Origin of the sequence: Mycobacterium sp. B14F4 (assembly GCF_039871645.1) — a bacterium.
Classification (GTDB): domain Bacteria; phylum Actinomycetota; class Actinomycetes; order Mycobacteriales; family Mycobacteriaceae; genus Mycobacterium.
This window is the reverse complement of the sequence record NZ_JBDPMF010000002.1, coordinates 730816-745234: the sequence shown is the minus strand read 5'-3', so window position 1 is coordinate 745234 and position 14419 is coordinate 730816. Positions and strand designations below refer to the sequence as shown.

15 protein-coding genes are annotated in these 14419 nt (G+C 69.0%); 7 read left to right on the top strand and 8 right to left on the bottom strand.

The features are described from left to right. Positions 1 to 5 precede the first annotated feature (5 nt). A complete protein-coding gene (gene rpsR / locus ABGB19_RS08895; protein ID WP_347685491.1) occupies positions 6 to 260 on the top strand; it encodes a 30S ribosomal protein S18 in 255 nt (84 codons plus the stop codon). Positions 261 to 267: 7 nt separating this feature from the next. Here rpsR and ABGB19_RS08890 read toward each other — a convergent pair whose 3' ends face one another. From ABGB19_RS08890 to bluB, 4 genes are read right to left on the bottom strand one after another with little or no spacing between them, the layout of a single operon-like run. Further along, positions 268 to 996, bottom strand: a complete 729-nt coding sequence (locus ABGB19_RS08890) for a TIGR03943 family protein (RefSeq protein WP_347685490.1) — start codon at positions 994 to 996, stop codon at positions 268 to 270. Next, positions 993 to 1940 (bottom strand): permease, encoded by a 948-nt coding sequence (locus tag ABGB19_RS08885; RefSeq protein ID WP_347685674.1) that lies wholly within the window; start codon positions 1938 to 1940, stop codon positions 993 to 995. The genes ABGB19_RS08890 and ABGB19_RS08885 overlap by 4 nt, the downstream gene beginning before the upstream one ends. 55 nt (positions 1941 to 1995) lie before the next feature. Further along, a complete protein-coding gene (locus tag ABGB19_RS08880; RefSeq protein WP_347685489.1) occupies positions 1996 to 2754 on the bottom strand; it encodes a 5-oxoprolinase subunit PxpA in 759 nt (252 codons plus the stop codon). Next, a complete protein-coding gene (bluB, locus tag ABGB19_RS08875; RefSeq protein ID WP_347685488.1) occupies positions 2751 to 3419 on the bottom strand; it encodes a 5,6-dimethylbenzimidazole synthase in 669 nt (222 codons plus the stop codon). Before bluB ends, ABGB19_RS08880 begins: the two co-directional genes overlap by 4 nt. A 129-nt stretch (positions 3420 to 3548) precedes the next feature. Here bluB and ABGB19_RS08870 point away from each other — a divergent pair, with 129 nt between their 5' ends. Genes ABGB19_RS08870 through ABGB19_RS08855 form a run of 4 tightly spaced genes read left to right on the top strand, consistent with a single transcriptional unit; the run spans position 3549 to position 7245 of the window. Beyond that, positions 3549 to 4478, top strand: a complete 930-nt coding sequence (locus ABGB19_RS08870; protein ID WP_347685673.1) for a zinc ABC transporter substrate-binding protein — start codon at positions 3549 to 3551, stop codon at positions 4476 to 4478. Next, positions 4465 to 5250 carry an ABC transporter ATP-binding protein gene (locus ABGB19_RS08865; protein ID WP_347685487.1) on the top strand — a complete coding sequence of 262 codons (786 nt, stop codon included), beginning with the start codon at positions 4465 to 4467 and terminating at the stop codon, positions 5248 to 5250. Before ABGB19_RS08870 ends, ABGB19_RS08865 begins: the two co-directional genes overlap by 14 nt. Continuing rightward, positions 5247 to 6113: a metal ABC transporter permease gene (locus ABGB19_RS08860; protein WP_347685486.1), complete on the top strand. Its 867-nt coding sequence runs from the start codon at positions 5247 to 5249 to the stop codon at positions 6111 to 6113. Before ABGB19_RS08865 ends, ABGB19_RS08860 begins: the two co-directional genes overlap by 4 nt. A 31-nt stretch (positions 6114 to 6144) precedes the next feature. After that, positions 6145 to 7245, top strand: a complete 1101-nt coding sequence (locus tag ABGB19_RS08855) for a LacI family DNA-binding transcriptional regulator (RefSeq protein ID WP_347685485.1) — start codon at positions 6145 to 6147, stop codon at positions 7243 to 7245. Here the strand turns inward: ABGB19_RS08855 and otsB are convergent. Then, positions 7242 to 8003 (bottom strand): trehalose-phosphatase, encoded by a 762-nt coding sequence (gene otsB, locus ABGB19_RS08850; protein ID WP_347685484.1) that lies wholly within the window; start codon positions 8001 to 8003, stop codon positions 7242 to 7244. The genes ABGB19_RS08855 and otsB overlap by 4 nt on opposite strands. A 3-nt stretch (positions 8004 to 8006) precedes the next feature. Then, on the bottom strand, positions 8007 to 8612 hold the full coding sequence (gene kstR / locus ABGB19_RS08845; RefSeq protein WP_197503301.1) for a cholesterol catabolism transcriptional regulator KstR: 606 nt from the start codon (positions 8610 to 8612) through the stop codon (positions 8007 to 8009). Between the two features lie 273 nt (positions 8613 to 8885). On the opposite strand from kstR, the gene ABGB19_RS08840 reads away from it, so the two are divergent. Then, positions 8886 to 11000: an acyl-CoA dehydrogenase gene (locus tag ABGB19_RS08840; RefSeq protein WP_347685483.1), complete on the top strand. Its 2115-nt coding sequence runs from the start codon at positions 8886 to 8888 to the stop codon at positions 10998 to 11000. Between the two features lie 370 nt (positions 11001 to 11370). Here ABGB19_RS08840 and ABGB19_RS08835 read toward each other — a convergent pair whose 3' ends face one another. Next, the gene (locus ABGB19_RS08835; RefSeq protein WP_347685482.1) at positions 11371 to 11910 is read right to left on the bottom strand and encodes a hypothetical protein; all 540 of its coding nucleotides are present in this window, start codon (positions 11908 to 11910) and stop codon (positions 11371 to 11373) included. 72 nt (positions 11911 to 11982) lie between these two features. Next, positions 11983 to 13041 carry a ferredoxin--NADP reductase gene (locus ABGB19_RS08830; protein WP_347685481.1) on the bottom strand — a complete coding sequence of 353 codons (1059 nt, stop codon included), beginning with the start codon at positions 13039 to 13041 and terminating at the stop codon, positions 11983 to 11985. Positions 13042 to 13232: 191 nt separating this feature from the next. On the opposite strand from ABGB19_RS08830, the gene hsaA reads away from it, so the two are divergent. Then, positions 13233 to 14417 carry a 3-hydroxy-9,10-secoandrosta-1,3,5(10)-triene-9,17-dione monooxygenase oxygenase subunit gene (hsaA, locus tag ABGB19_RS08825; protein WP_347685480.1) on the top strand — a complete coding sequence of 395 codons (1185 nt, stop codon included), beginning with the start codon at positions 13233 to 13235 and terminating at the stop codon, positions 14415 to 14417. Positions 14418 to 14419: the final 2 nt, after the last annotated feature.

Below are 14419 nucleotides of genomic sequence, written 5' to 3'. Positions count from 1 at the left end.
CAGTGATGGCGAAGAAGCGAACCGTCCGACGGCCGCCTGTTCAGGAGCCCAACCGGCAGAAGCGCAATCCCCTCAAGGCCGCAGGCGTCACTCACATCGACTACAAGGACGTCCACCTGCTGAGGACGTTCATCTCCGAGCGCGGCAAGATCCGGTCCCGGCGGGTGACCGGCCTGTCACCTCAACGACAACGGCAGGTGGCGATCGCGATCAAGAATGCGCGGGAGATGGCGTTGCTGCCCTTCGGTCCCTCACGCTGACTCCCTGTCAGTACGCGTAGGGGTTGGCAGGCGGTTCGGTGCGGGACTGGCTCAGCACCTGAATCACCGGAATGGACCGGCCACTCGAATCCGACTGTCCTGCAGTTACTGTGCCTTCCACACTCACCCAGGTGTTCTCCGGGTACGCGGCGAGCTGCGGCGTGGCGGGCCCGCTCAACTCGATCTGGGCCAGCCTCGCATCGGCGGCGCAGCACATGATGACGACGCGGGCCAGGTGGATACGCCCGTCCTGTTGCATGGTGAATCCGGTGACGGTGATCAACCGGTTGTCGAGCGTGTTCGCCGAGTCCTGCGCCACCCGGACCAGGACCTCCGGCAGCGACAGTGTCGGAGCGCGTTCGCCGGGAAGCGGAGGGAACGGCCGGCGCAGCACGTCGGGTGACACCGGGGCGACAGACGGGCCCGCCGCTTGCGGCGTGATCGCCGGTGGAACGACGAACGCCAGCAAGGCAATCGGTACCAGCAGGAGCCAGGCGATGCCGGGGCGGTGGCGGTGGCCGTCCTCGTGGTCGCGCGGGTGGTCCTCGTTCACCGAACGGTGCCGGATGTCGCGGACGATCGCCACCACCGCGAGGGTGATCAGCAGTGCCGCGGAGCCGGCCAGCCACGGCAGCAGCGAGGGCTTGACGTATCGCGTATAGGCACCGGTGATGGTGATGAGCGCGGTGCTGACACCGACCAGCAGCAGGACGGCGTTCTCGGTCTCGCGACTCATCGCGCCCCCAGCACCAACAGCCCGACGCCGGTTGCGATTAGCGTCGCCACCAGGAAGGTGGCCGGAGCGAAGCGCACGGCGAACGAGCGGCCGAACAGGCCCGCCTGCATCGCGAACAGCTTTAGGTCGACCGCCGGGCCGACCACCAGGAACACCAGGCGGGGGAGCAGTGGGAGCATGGTCAGGCTCGCCGCTACGAACGCGTCGGCCTCCGAGCACAGTGACAGCACGACGGCGAGCAACGCCATGGTCAGGATGCCGAGGACCATCTGCCCCGCCAAATGTTCGAACATCCACGGTGGAACCACCACGTGCAGCACTGCTGCGGCGGCCGCGCCGAGCACCAGATACGAAGCGGCCTGCAAGAAGTCGTGCCGCGCCGCCTCGGTGAAGACAGTCCAGCGCGATCCCTCGCCGTCGGGGCTTTTCGGCAGCCGGCGGGTGATCCACTCGGCTCGGCCGAACCGAGACCACAACGCCCCCATGACCACCGCAGTCAGCAACGAGGCGATGCACCGCGCGGCCACCATCTGGGGTTGGCCCGGAAACGCGACAGCGGTCGACACCAGCACCACCGGGTTGATGGCCGGCGCCGCGAGCATGAACGTCAACGCGGCCGCACCGATCGCGCCGTCGCCGAACAACCTGCGAGCGACCGGAACCGAGCCGCACTCGCAGCCCGGCAGGGCGGCACCGCCCACGCCGGCGGTGAGAATCGCCGCCGCGGGCTTGCGCGGCAGCCACCGGGTCAATCGGTCCGCCGAGACGAACGCCGCGACCAGCCCACTGATCACCACGCCCAGCGCGAGGAACGGGATGGCTTGGACGAAGATGCCGCAGAACACCGTCGCGGCCGTCGCAACGTCAGGTGTGCCGACGACGAAACCCCGCAGGGCGCCACCGAATACGGCTAGCGCGACCATGCCGACGACGAGGATCTGCATGGACCCGATCCGGCCTCGCGCCGGTTCGACAGTCAGCTCGGTCACCGTCTTGTCCCTAGACGAAGGATCTGAGCTCGACGCCCTCGGCGACGAGACGTTCGCGCACCGCCTTGGCGATCTGGACCGCGCCCGGCGAATCCCCATGTACGCAAATCGATTCCACGGTTATCGGGATGGCCGAACCGTCGACCGCGTCGATCCTGCCACTGTTCATCATGGACGCGACCCGATCGGCGATCTCGCCGGTGTCGTGCAGCACCGCGTTGTGCTGGCGGCGCGACACCAGCTGGCCGTCCGAGCGGTAGGCCCGGTCGGCGAATGCCTCGGGGACGGTGCGCAGCCCGAGTTCCCGCGCTTCCCGGAAGAACGCCGAACCCTCGAGCCCGAGCACGGGCAGGGCGGGATCGACGGCGCGCACCGCCTCGGCGACCGCACGGGCGTGCTCGCTGGCGGCGACGATCGTGTTATACAGCGCGCCATGGGGTTTGACGTAGCTGACGGTCGATCCGGCGGCGGACGCCAGCGCCTGGAGCGCGCCGACCTGGTAGATGATCTCGGCGGTCAGCTCCTCGGGGTGAACGTCGATGTACCGGCGACCGAAACCGGCGAGGTCGCGGTAGGCGACCTGCGCGCCGATCCGCACGCCGCGTTCGGCCGCGGCCCGGCAGGTCTGCAGCAGCAGCGCGGGGTCGCCCGCGTGGAAGCCGCACGCGATGTTGGCACTGGTGACGATGTCGAGCATGGCGTCGTCGTCACCGAGGCGCCACACCCCGAAGCTCTCGCCGAGGTCGGCGTTGAGGTCGACGGCGCTCACGATCCGGTCCCCACGCGCTGCTGCGGCCACCGATTTTCCGAGACGAACTCCGACAGCGGGCGGCCCAGCGTCCACTCGTCGACCTCCAGTTGGGGACGGTCGGGGAACTCGGGCACCGGGCCCAGGCACAGCACCGCCACCGGCTCCGCGCCGTCGGGCATCTCGAGCAACTCCGCGAGCCTGTGCGGCTCGAAGATCGACACCCACCCCATGCCGAGCCCCTCGGCGCGGGCGGCCAACCACAGGTTCTGGATCGCACACGACACCGAAGCCAGGTCCATCTGCGGCAGGGTGCGGCGGCCGAACACATGCTCGTCCCTGCCGTCGCCGAGCGCCACCACGAGCAGTTCGGCGCAGTCGCGGATGCCTTCGACCTTGAGCGCAAGGAACTCCTCGCCCCGCGAGCCCAGGGCTTCGGCGGTGCGCAGCCGTTCCTCGTCGACCAGCTCGCCGATGCGCTGTCGCAAGCGCCCATCGGTGATCCGGATGAACCGCCACGGTTGCATCAGGCCGACGCTCGGTGCGGCGTGCGCGGCCTGCAGCAGGCGGGCCAGCACCTCCTGCGGGACCGCCGTGCCGGGGACGAACCGGCGCATGTCGCGGCGCTCGGCGATGGCCCGGTACACCGCGCGACGCTCCGGCTCGCTGAACGCATGCTCGCTCACGCCGATCAGCCTAGGCTCAATGCCGCCGCCGGAGGGCGATTGTGCGAGCCTTTTGGAAACGGTTATCGTTATCGGGTGACCGTCGCCAAGTATCCCGCCGCCCTCGCCGCCCTGTTGCTCGTTCCCCCGATCGGCCTCGCGGCGTGTTCGCAAGACGATGACCGGCCGCAGTCCAGCCCCGATGCCGGCAACTGCCCCGCCGCCCCGGTGAACGTCGTCGTCAGCGTCGACCAGTGGGGCGACATCGTCTCCGAACTCGGCGGGGACTGCGCGCGCGTCACCACCGTGCTCGCCAGTTCCGCGGTCGATCCCCACGACTACGAACCGACGCCGGCCGACGCGGCCAAGTTCGACGGCGCCCAACTGGTCGTCGTCAACGGCGGTCACTACGACGAGTGGGCCGCCAAGCTCGCTGCAACCACCGTGCCCGACGCGCCCGTCGTCGACGCACTCGACACCGGTGACGCAGCGCCTGAGGAACACGAGGGCACCGCCCACGAGGACGAGGCGCACGGCAGCGAGGGTCAACCCAACCTGCACGCCTGGTACAACCCGGCCAAGGTGACGGCCGTCGCGGACGCGGTCACCGCCGAACTGGGCAAGCTGGCGCCGGAGGCCGCCGGCTACTTCGACGAGCGTCGCACCGCCTTCTCCGAGACGCTCAAGCCGTACGATGAGCTCATCGATTCCATCAAGGCCGAGGCCTCCGGCAAGACCTACGCCGCGACCGAGAGCGTATTCGACGACATGGCCGCGGCCCTCGGCCTGAGCAACCGCACACCGGAGGGTTACCAGACCGCGGCGGCCAACGAAGCAGATCCCTCGCCGGCCGACCTCGACGCCTTCCTGAGGCTGCTCGGCGATCGCGGCGTCGACGTGCTGATCTACAACGTCCAGACGGAAGGCTCTGTGCTGCAACAGATCCGGACAGCTGCCGAGCAGGCCGGGGTGCCTGTCGTCGACGTGACCGAGACCGTCCCGCCCGGAACGGAGTCGTTCGAGAGCTGGCAGGTGAGCCAGCTGAGTGCGCTCGCCGAGGCGCTCGGTGTCAGAACCTGACGTCGACTCCCGTTGCCCCGCGCTGACATTCGACGACGTCAGCGCGGCCCGCGGCGGCCGTCTGATCTGGTCGGAGGCGACGTTCGAGGTCCCTGCCGGTGGCATCGTCGCGGTCATCGGGTCGAACGGGGCGGGCAAGACGACGCTGCTGCAGATCGTGCTCGGCCTCATCGCGCCCGCGTCCGGACACCTCGAGGTGTTCGGGCAGCCGCCGGGCGGCATGAACAAGGCGATCGGTTACGTCCCACAGAATTACGGAGCGATCTCCGGTGAGGCGATCCGCGCGCGCGACGCGGTGATGCTCGGTCTCACGGGACACCGGTGGGGCTTCGGCCGCGCGCGCCGCGAGGACAAGCGGCGTGTCGACGAGGTGCTCGCGGCCGTCGACGCGACCGCGGTGGCCGGCAAGCGGTTGTCTGAGCTGTCGGGTGGCCAGCGCCAGCGCGTCGCGCTGGCCGAGGCGCTGGTGGCCAAGCCCAGGATGCTCATCCTCGACGAACCGCTGGCCTCGCTCGACCTGCGCAGCCAACGCGAGATCGTCGCGGTGCTCGAGCGGATCAACACGGAGTTCGGGGTCACGATCCTCGTCGTCGCCCACGACCTCAACCCGCTGCTGGGCGTGCTCACCAGCGCCATCTACCTGCTGGACGGCCACGCGCACTTCGACACGCTCGACGGTGTCGTCGACGAGACGCTGCTCAGCCACCTCTACGGGACCCGGGTCGACGTCGTGCGGACACCGCAGGGCGAGCTGTACGTGAGGAAGACATGAACACGACCATCGTTGCGCTTGGTTACCAGCAGAACTGGTTTCAGATCCTGACGTCGTCGTTCATGCGCAACGCGTTGGTCGGCGGCACCATCGTCGCGCTCGCGGCCGGGCTCATCGGCTACTTCGTCGTCGTGCGGAACACCGCGTTCGCCGCGCACGCGCTGGCCCACATCGGGTTGCCCGGTGCGACGGGGGCCGTGCTCGTCGGCGTGCCCGTCGCGCTCGGGCTCGGCGTCTTCTGCATCGGCGGGGCCCTGGTGATCGGCGCGCTGGGCCGCCGCGCTGCCGACCGCGAGGTGGCGACGGGCACCGTGCTGGCGATGGCGACCGGGCTCGGCCTGTTCTTCAACTCGATGGCCACCCGAAGTTCGAGCACCATGACCAACGTCCTGTTCGGAAACCTGCTCGCCATCTCCGCACAGCAGATCGCCATGTTCGCCACCCTGCTCGCCGTGCTGGCGCTGTGCGTGGGGTTCATCTACCGCCCGTTGCTGTTCAGCTCGGTCAACGCCCAGGTGGCCGACGCGAAGGGGGTACCGGTCCGCGCCCTGTCGATGGGCTTCATGGCGTTGCTGGGCCTCGCCGTGACCATGGCGGTGCAGGCCGTCGGCACGCTGCTGCTGTTCGCGCTCGTCGTCACCCCCGCCGCCGCGGCGATCATGCTGACGCCGAGGCCCGGCGGGGCGATCGCGTTGTCGACGGGCATCAGCCTGACCGCGGTGTGGGCCGGTCTGGGCCTGTCGGCGATGTTCAACGTGCCGCCCAGCTTCGTGATCGTCACCGTCGCCTGCAGTGTCTGGGCGATCGTGTGGGCGGCGTTGCGGGGTCTGCGGCCCTCCGCCGATCGCGTGCTCGTGACCTGACCGGGGGATATCTCGGCTACCCTCACAGAGCATGTCGAGGAGTCCCACGCCCAGGCGGCGTGCGACCCTGGCTTCGCTCGCCGCAGAGCTCAAGGTGTCGCGGACCACGATCTCCAACGCCTATAACCGACCGGACCAGCTCTCGGCGGATCTGCGCGAACGTGTTCTCGCCACGGCGAAGCGGCTGGGCTACCCCGGCCCCGATCCGGTGGCGCGCTCGCTGCGCACCCGCAAGGCCGGCGCAGTGGGGCTGATGATCACCGAACCGCTCAACTACTCGTTCAGCGACCCGGCGGCCCTGGATTTCGTCGCCGGGCTGGCGGAGTCGTGCGAGGCGGCCGGCCAGGGCCTGCTGCTGGTGGCGGTCGGCCCGAATCGCAGTGTCGCCGAGGGCAGCTCGGCGGTACTCGCTGCGGGTGTCGACGGCTTCGTGGTGTACTCCGCGTCCGACGACGACCCGTACCTGTCCGTGGTGCAGCAGCGCCACCTGCCGGTGGTCGTCGTCGATCAGCCCAAGGACGTGCCGGGCACCTCGCGGGTCTGCATCGACGACCGCGACGCGATGCGGCGGCTCGCCGAACACGTTGTCGAGCTCGGGCATCGAGAGATCGGCCTGCTGACGATGCGGCTGGGTCGGGACTGGCCGCACGGCGGCGCCGGGCCGACGGTCGCCGATCCGGACCGGCTGCGGACCCCGCACTTTCACGTCCAGCGCGAGCGCATCGCCGGCGTCTGGGACGCGATCACCGCGGCCGGCCTCGACACCGGGTCGGTGACGGTGGTCGAGAGTTACGAACACCTGCCGACGTCGGGCGGGGCGGCCGCGGAGGTGGCACTCGCGGCCAACCCGCGGCTGACCGCGCTCATGTGCACCGCCGACGTGCTCGCGCTCTCAGCGATGGACTTCCTGAGAGCCCGCGGCATCTACGTGCCGGGCCAGATGACGGTCACCGGATTCGACGGTGTGCCGGAGGCGTTGCGGCGGGGGCTTACCACGGTCATCCAGCCCAGCGTCGAAAAGGGCCGTCGGGCAGGCGATCTGCTGCACAACCCGCCGCGCTCGGGACTACCCGTGGTGGAAGTGCTGGACACCGAGATGGTCCGCGGCCGCACGGCCGGACCGCCCGCCTAGAGCCCGGTCACCGATGCGCGACGTCGGTCCAGCAGATACGCCAGAGCCGCCGCAACTTCTTCCGGCGATTCGACGCGGTATCCGGCGAGCGTGTCGCCCGGCCCGACCTTGACGCCGACATCGTCGGCCCGAAGCCGGCGGAACGCCTTCTCGTCGGTGACGTCGTCGCCGAGAAACACCACCGCCGAGGCGTTCTCCTGCTCGCGCAGAATGTCGACGGCCTCGCCCTTGTCGGTCTGGATGACCGCGAACTCCAGCACCGCCTTGCCCGCGGTCAATTGCGCTTCCCGAGCCGCCGGCGCCTCCCGCGCCGAGGCCAGCGCCGCCTCGCCGTCCTCGGGGGAGGCGTTACGCACGTGCAGCGCGACGCTGGCCGGTTTCGTCTCCACGGTGACGCCGGGCCTGCCGTCGGCGATCTGGCGCAGTTCGTCGGTGATGCGGTCGAGCAGTGCGCGGTCGACGTCGTGCGAGAAGCCCGAGTCGAACTCGGCGCCGTGGCTACCCACCAGGTGCACCGTCGCGGGCATCGACGACAGCGACCGCAGGACCTCGAGCGCACGTCCGGAGATCAACGCCCCCGCGGTATCCGGCAGCTCCGCGAGCGCGACCAACGCGTGAGCGGCCTCGGGGAGCGGGCGCGCGTCGGCCGGGTTGTTCACGATCGGGGCCAGCGTGCCGTCGAAGTCGGCGGTGACCAGCAGTCGGGGTGCCGCAGCGGCCGCGTCCAGCGCTCGCAGCAGATCGTCGGGTAAGCCCACCGGCTAGATCTTAGGGTGCTCCCCGTCGCCGATCAGCAGGCGCACGGCAAGGTCGAGTCGTTTGCTGACGTCGGTCGCCGAGGCCCGGCGGGTGAGCCAGGCGAGCAGGTTCGACAGCCAGACGTCGGAGATGACGCGTGCGATGTGGTACTGGTCCTCGGTCGGTTCGCCGTCGCTCATCGCGCGGGCGAACATCGAGTCCATCAGCTTGCCGACGTGATCAACCTCACCGGCCGCCGACGCGTCGGCGAACACGAACGCGCGGGTCATGGCCTCGGTCAGCAGCGGGTTGCGCTGCATCGCCCGGTTGAGCTTGCCGACCATGATGTTGAGCCGCTGGTAGGGGGTACCGCCGGACAACGCGGCGCGGTCGGTCTTGGCGTCGATGCGCTCGAACTCGCGGCCCAGCGCCGACACGAGCAGGTGCACCTTGGAGGGGAAGTACCGATACAGCGTGCCGACCGCGACGTCGGCGCGTTCGGCCACCGCGCGCATCTGAACGGCCTCGTACCCGCCCTTCGAGGCGATGGCCAGGGTGGCGTCCAGGATGCGCTTGCGCCGTTCCCGCTGGGCTTCGGATCCCAGTTCGGATTCGGACAGCACCGCCACGTTCATCACCTGACGCGGCCGCGAATCCGACCCCGAACTCGAGTCGTTGGCTGCTGGCTGGGACAGGCCGGACATGCGGCTGGTAGCTCCTTCATCGTGCGTTCTCGCCGAAAACGATACGCATGCCGATCCTCGATTTCTCACCTCGCCGCCTGTTGAGGCACCGACGTGTCCTGCTGGGATGGCGGTCGACTTGACGGTCGAACGCTGGCACTATTAGAACACGTTCTAGTGGGGAGTATGGCCTTCTCACCCAAACGCTAGGAGAGCACGGTGTCGCTCGCTTCCCCGGGGACCATCGCAGACGAGCAGTTTGCCGTACGCGAGCTGGTCCGAGACTGGGCCGCCGCATCGAGTGCCATCGAGGCCGCGCGTGAGGTCGAAGGGGGCCGGCCCGATGCGTGGCGGACGCCGTACGCGGGGATCGCCGAACTAGGGATCTTCGGTGTCGCGCTGCCCGAGGAGCACGGCGGCGCCGACGGCACCGTCGAGGATCTGTGCGCCATGGTCGACGAGGCCGGCGCGGCGCTGGTGCCGGGACCGGTCACCACGACGGCGCTGGCCACCCTGGTGATCGGGCGGCCGGACGTGCTGGCCGCGCTGGCCTCCGGCGAACGCGTCGCGGGCGTGGCGCTGACCGGCGACATTCGATTCTCGGACGGACGCGCGACGGGCACCGCCGACCACGTGCTGGGGGCCGACGCGGCGGGGGTGCTGCTGCTGCCCGCCGGGGACGGCTTCGTTGTGGTCGACGCAAGCGCCGAGGGCGTCACGGTCGAACCGCTGAGCCCCACCGACTTCTCCCGGCCGCTCGCACGGGTCGTCCTCGACAACGCGCCGGCCGAGGCGGCGACGGCGTCGGCGCAACGCGTCGCCGACATCGCGGCCACCGTGATGGCGGCCGAGGCTGCGGGTTTGGCGCGCTGGACGCTGCGGACCGCGACCGAATACGCGAAGGTGCGCGAGCAGTTCGGCAAGCCGATCGGCAGCTTCCAGGCCATCAAGCACATGTGCGCCGAGATGCTGCTGCGGTCCGAACAGGCGTCGGTGGCCGCGGCGGATGCGGCGCGCGCGGTGACCGAGGGTGACCAGCAGCTGTCCATCGCCGCCGCGGTGGCCGCTGCGGTCGGCGTCGAGGCGGCGAAGGCCAACGCCAAGGACTGCATCCAGGTCCTGGGCGGCATCGGAATCACCTGGGAGCACGACGCGCATCTGTATCTGCGACGGGCCTACGGCATCGCTCACTTCCTCGGGGGTGCGCAGCGGTGGCTGCGCCGGGTGGCGGCGCTCACGCAGCAGGGCGTGCGCCGCGAGCTGGGCATCGACCTCGAGTCGGTCGCCGGCTTGCGACCCGAAATCGCCGCCGCCGTGGCCGAAGTCGCGGCGCTGCCGGCCGAAAAGCAGCAGGCGGCACTGGCCGACGCCGGACTTCAGGCGCCGCACTGGCCGAAGCCGTACGGCCGCGCCGCCGGCCCCGCCGAGCAGTTGTTGATCGACCAGGAGATGGCCAAGGCGGGGGTGACGCGTCCGGACCTCGTCATCGGTTGGTGGGCTGCGCCGACCATCCTCGAGCACGGCAGCCAGGAGCAGATCGAGCGCTTCGTGCCCGCGACGCTGCGCGGCGAGCTGCTGTGGTGCCAGCTGTTCTCCGAACCGGGCGCGGGATCGGACCTGGCTGCGTTGCGGACGAAAGCGGTTCGCGCCGACGGGGGTTGGAAACTGACCGGCCAGAAGGTGTGGACCTCGGCGGCGCACAAGGCGCAGTGGGGTATCTGTCTGGCGCGCACCGACCCGGACGCCCCGAAGCACAAGGGCATCACCTACTTCCTGGTCGACATGCGCTCGCCGGGCATCGACATCCGGCCGCTGCGCGAGATCACCGGCGACAACCTGTTCAACGAGGTGTTCTTCGACGACGTCTTCGTGCCCGACGAGATGGTGGTCGGCCAGGTCAACGACGGATGGCGGCTGGCCAGAACGACATTGGCCAACGAGCGCGTCGCGATGTCACACGGCACCGCACTGGGCAACCCGATGGAGGAACTACTCGAGCAGGTGGCCACCCTGGACTTCGACGCCGCGGGCCAGGACCGGCTCGGCCAGTTGATCGTCGCGGCGCAGGTCGGCTCGCTCTTGGACCAGAAGATCGCGGAACTCGCTGTGGGAGGACAGGATCCGGGTCCGCAGGCCAGCGCGCGCAAGCTGATCGGTGTGCGCTACCGGCAAGCACTGGCCGAGATCCGGATGGAGCTTTCCGAGGGGGCGGGAGTCGTCGACAACCAGCAGGTCTTCGACTTCCTCAACACCCGCTGCCTGACCATCGCGGGCGGCACCGAGCAGATTTTGCTCACCCTCGCCGGCGAGCGACTGCTGAGCCTGCCGCGCTGAGCGTGGGGGAAGCAAGCGTCGTCGACTTTGCTGAATTCGCGTGGTTATCGACGACCGCGAATATTTGAGCCTTTGCTGAGAGACGGCTCGAGGTACCGCTGGCCTGGGGAATCAGGATCCCACCGAGCAAACTGGTGCGTCGGTCATGTGCAGGACCGGCTCATGCTCTGGCAAATCGCTGTCGAACGGAGATGCCCCGGATGTGTCAAGGATCGCCAGCAAGCTGTCGATGAACCCGGCATAGCCCACGTCGGCCTCCAAAATTTGCTCTACCGATCCCAAGGTACCCGTTTCCACTGCTGTTGCAAAGGTGGGTTCCCAGTTCTCGTTCGCTCAAACCGGCGCCGACGACCGACGGCGGCGGGCCGCGTCAGCTGAACGCGGCCTGGGCGCAGGCGTCGGGCGAGGTGAGGTTCACCCCGGCGTAGACCACCTGGATGTGCGAGCAGACGATCAGCGGGACGTCGGTCCTCGGTCCGCCGGTGCGCGCGTCGACCGGCCAGGCGGTGCCGCGGAACACGAACTTCTCCGGGGGTCCGCCACCGAAGTAGATGGTGGTGAACTCGACGTCGGTCAACGACTTGAACGAGCGCGTGTTGGGCGCATCGAAGTTGAAATGCACATAGACGCTGCGGTCCATGGTGCGCAGCGTGGTGGTCTGCCGGGCCCACAGGTCGCCGGGGAAGCCGGTAACGCCTTCGGGGGCACGCAGATTGGCTTGGGTGTTGAAGAAGCAGTTCGCCTCGGCGGTGATGCAGTTGGCCGTCACGGCCATCTCGAGCGTCTGCGCGGCGTTGACGGGAATCGTGGCAACGGCCGTGTCGATCGCCGCCACCGCCTGCGGCATCTGGCCGATCAGCGCCCCCCACATCGCCGAGACCGCGGCAAGAACGCCGGCGCACCGCTTCACTGTCTGCTGCCTTTCCGGAGCCGCTCGGCGGCGACATCCAAGTCGGTCGTGCGGCGAATGCTAGCCCGCGCGTTATTCGTCGTAGGTGACTTCCACCGAATCCGACCGCGGCTTGGCCTGGCAGCCCAGGATCAGTCCCTCGTCGAGGTCGGACTGCTCGAGCACGTCGTTGACCTCCATCTCGACCTCGCCGCTCTTCTTGAGCACCGCGCACGCGCCGCAATGGCCCTCCCGACACGAGAACGGGGCGTCGAGGCCCTTGTCGAGCAGCACGTCGAGCAGTTTGGCGTTGCGCGGCCAGCGGACCTCGTGGGTCTCGCCGTCGAGCGTGACCACCGCGGTGGCCGGGCCCTCCTCGCTGTCGTCTGCCTCGATCACCACCGCGGCGAACGGATCGGACTCCAGCGACTTGAACACCTCGATGTGCACGTTCTCGGGCGGTGCCCCGAGGTTCTTGAGCGCCTCCTCCGCGGCGGCCATGAACGGACCGGGTCCACAGATGTAGGCGTCGTGGCCGGCGTAGGGCGCGGCCAGTCCGGTCAGCGCGGCGGCGTTCGGCAGCCCCTGCACGGTCTCCAGCCAGTGCACGACGACGAGGCGGTCGGGGTACTTGGCGGCCAGATCGGCCAGCGCCGGGCCGAAGATCACCGAGTTCTCGTCGCGGTTGGCGTAGATCAGCACCACCTTGCCGCTGCCCTCGGCGAGCGCCGACTTGCAGATCGACATCATCGGCGTGATGCCGCTGCCCGCCGCGAGCAACAGGAAGTCGGCGTCGAGGGTCTTGGGCACGAAGGTGCCCGACGGGGCGAGCACGTGGATCTTCATGCCGGCATGCGCGTGGTCGCACAGCCAGTTCGACGCGTACCCGTCGGCGGTGCGCTTGACCGTCACGGTCAGCCGGTCGTCGGTGAACGGCGAACTGCACAGCGAATAGCAGCGGGCCACCGACCCGGTCCGCTCGCTGGGGACCCGCAGCGTCAGGAACTGCCCGGGCGCGTAGCGCAGCCGTTCGGCGGGCACCTCGGCGCCCACGGGCACCGTGAAAACCAGCGATCGGGCATCGGATGTCTCCTCGACGACATCGGCCAGCTCAAGCTCGAGCACATGGCTTCCGAGCGGCTCGTCGGTCACGTCCAGTCCACCCTTTCCAACCGGCCTTGGCCCCGATAACTAGAACAGGTTACAGAAATGCATGTGTGCAGGTCCAGCTGCTGCAGGATCGTGCTGCTCGACACAAATCGTAACGTGTTCTAATCTCTGTTTAAACAGTTGGCTCTTCGCGCAAGCGCTCATCGCAGTCCGTCCTACCGGGAGGCACACCAGTGACGTCCATTGAACAGCGTGACGTGCAGTCGGTCTTAGCCGGCATCGACGACCTGTTGCCGCTGATCGCGAAGCGGGCACAGGCGACCGAGGAACTGCGCCGCCTCCCCGACGAGACGGTCAGCGAACTCAACGAGGTCGGCTTCTTCAAGCTGCTGCAGCCCGAGCAGTGGGGTGGCCTGCAGTGCGACCCGACCCTCTTCTACGAGGCCGTCCGCCGACTGGCCGGCGCCTGCGGTTCGACCGGATGGGTCAGCTCGATCATCGGAGTGCACAACTGGCACCTGGCGCTGTTCGACCAGCGGGCGCAGGAAGAGGTCTGGGGCGACGATCCGAGTGTGCGGATCTCCTCGTCCTACGCGCCGATGGGCGCGGGGACCGTCGTCGACGGCGGCTACCTCGTCAACGGCACCTGGCAGTGGTCGTCGGGTTGTGACCATGCGACGTGGACGTTCGTCGGCGGACCCGTCATCAAGGACGGCCGTCCCGTCGACTTCGGAAGCTTCCTCATGCCGCTCGGCGATTACACGATCGACGACGTCTGGAATGTCGTCGGCCTCAAGGGCACCGGCAGCAACAACCTGGTGGTCAAGGACGTGTTCGTACCGCGGCACCGGTTCCTGTCCTACAAGGCGATGAACGACCACACCGCGGGCGGCCTGCAGACCAACACCGCGCCGGTCTACAAGATGCCCTGGGGCACCGTGCATCCCACGACGATCTCGGCGCCGATCGTCGGCATGGCCTACGGCGCCTACGACGCCCACGTCGAGCACCAGGGCAAGCGGGTGCGGGCCGCGTTCGCCGGGGAGAAGGCCAAGGACGATCCGTTCGCCAAGGTGCGCGTGGCCGAGGCGGCCAGCGACATCGACGCCGCATGGCGCCAGCTGATCGGCAACGTCGGCGACGAGTACGCGCTGCTCAAGGCGGGCCAGGAGATCCCGTTCGAACTGCGTGCCCGTGCCCGCCGCGACCAGGTGCGCGCCACCGGGCGTGCCATCGCGTCCATCGACCGGCTCTTCGAGGCATCGGGCGCCACCGCGTTGAACAACGACGCTCCGGTGCAACGCTTCTGGCGCGACGCCCACGCCGGCCGGGTGCACGCGGCCAACGACCCCGAGCGCGCGTACCTGATCTTCGGCAACAACGAGTTCGGGCTGCCGCCGCAGGACACGATGGTTTAACG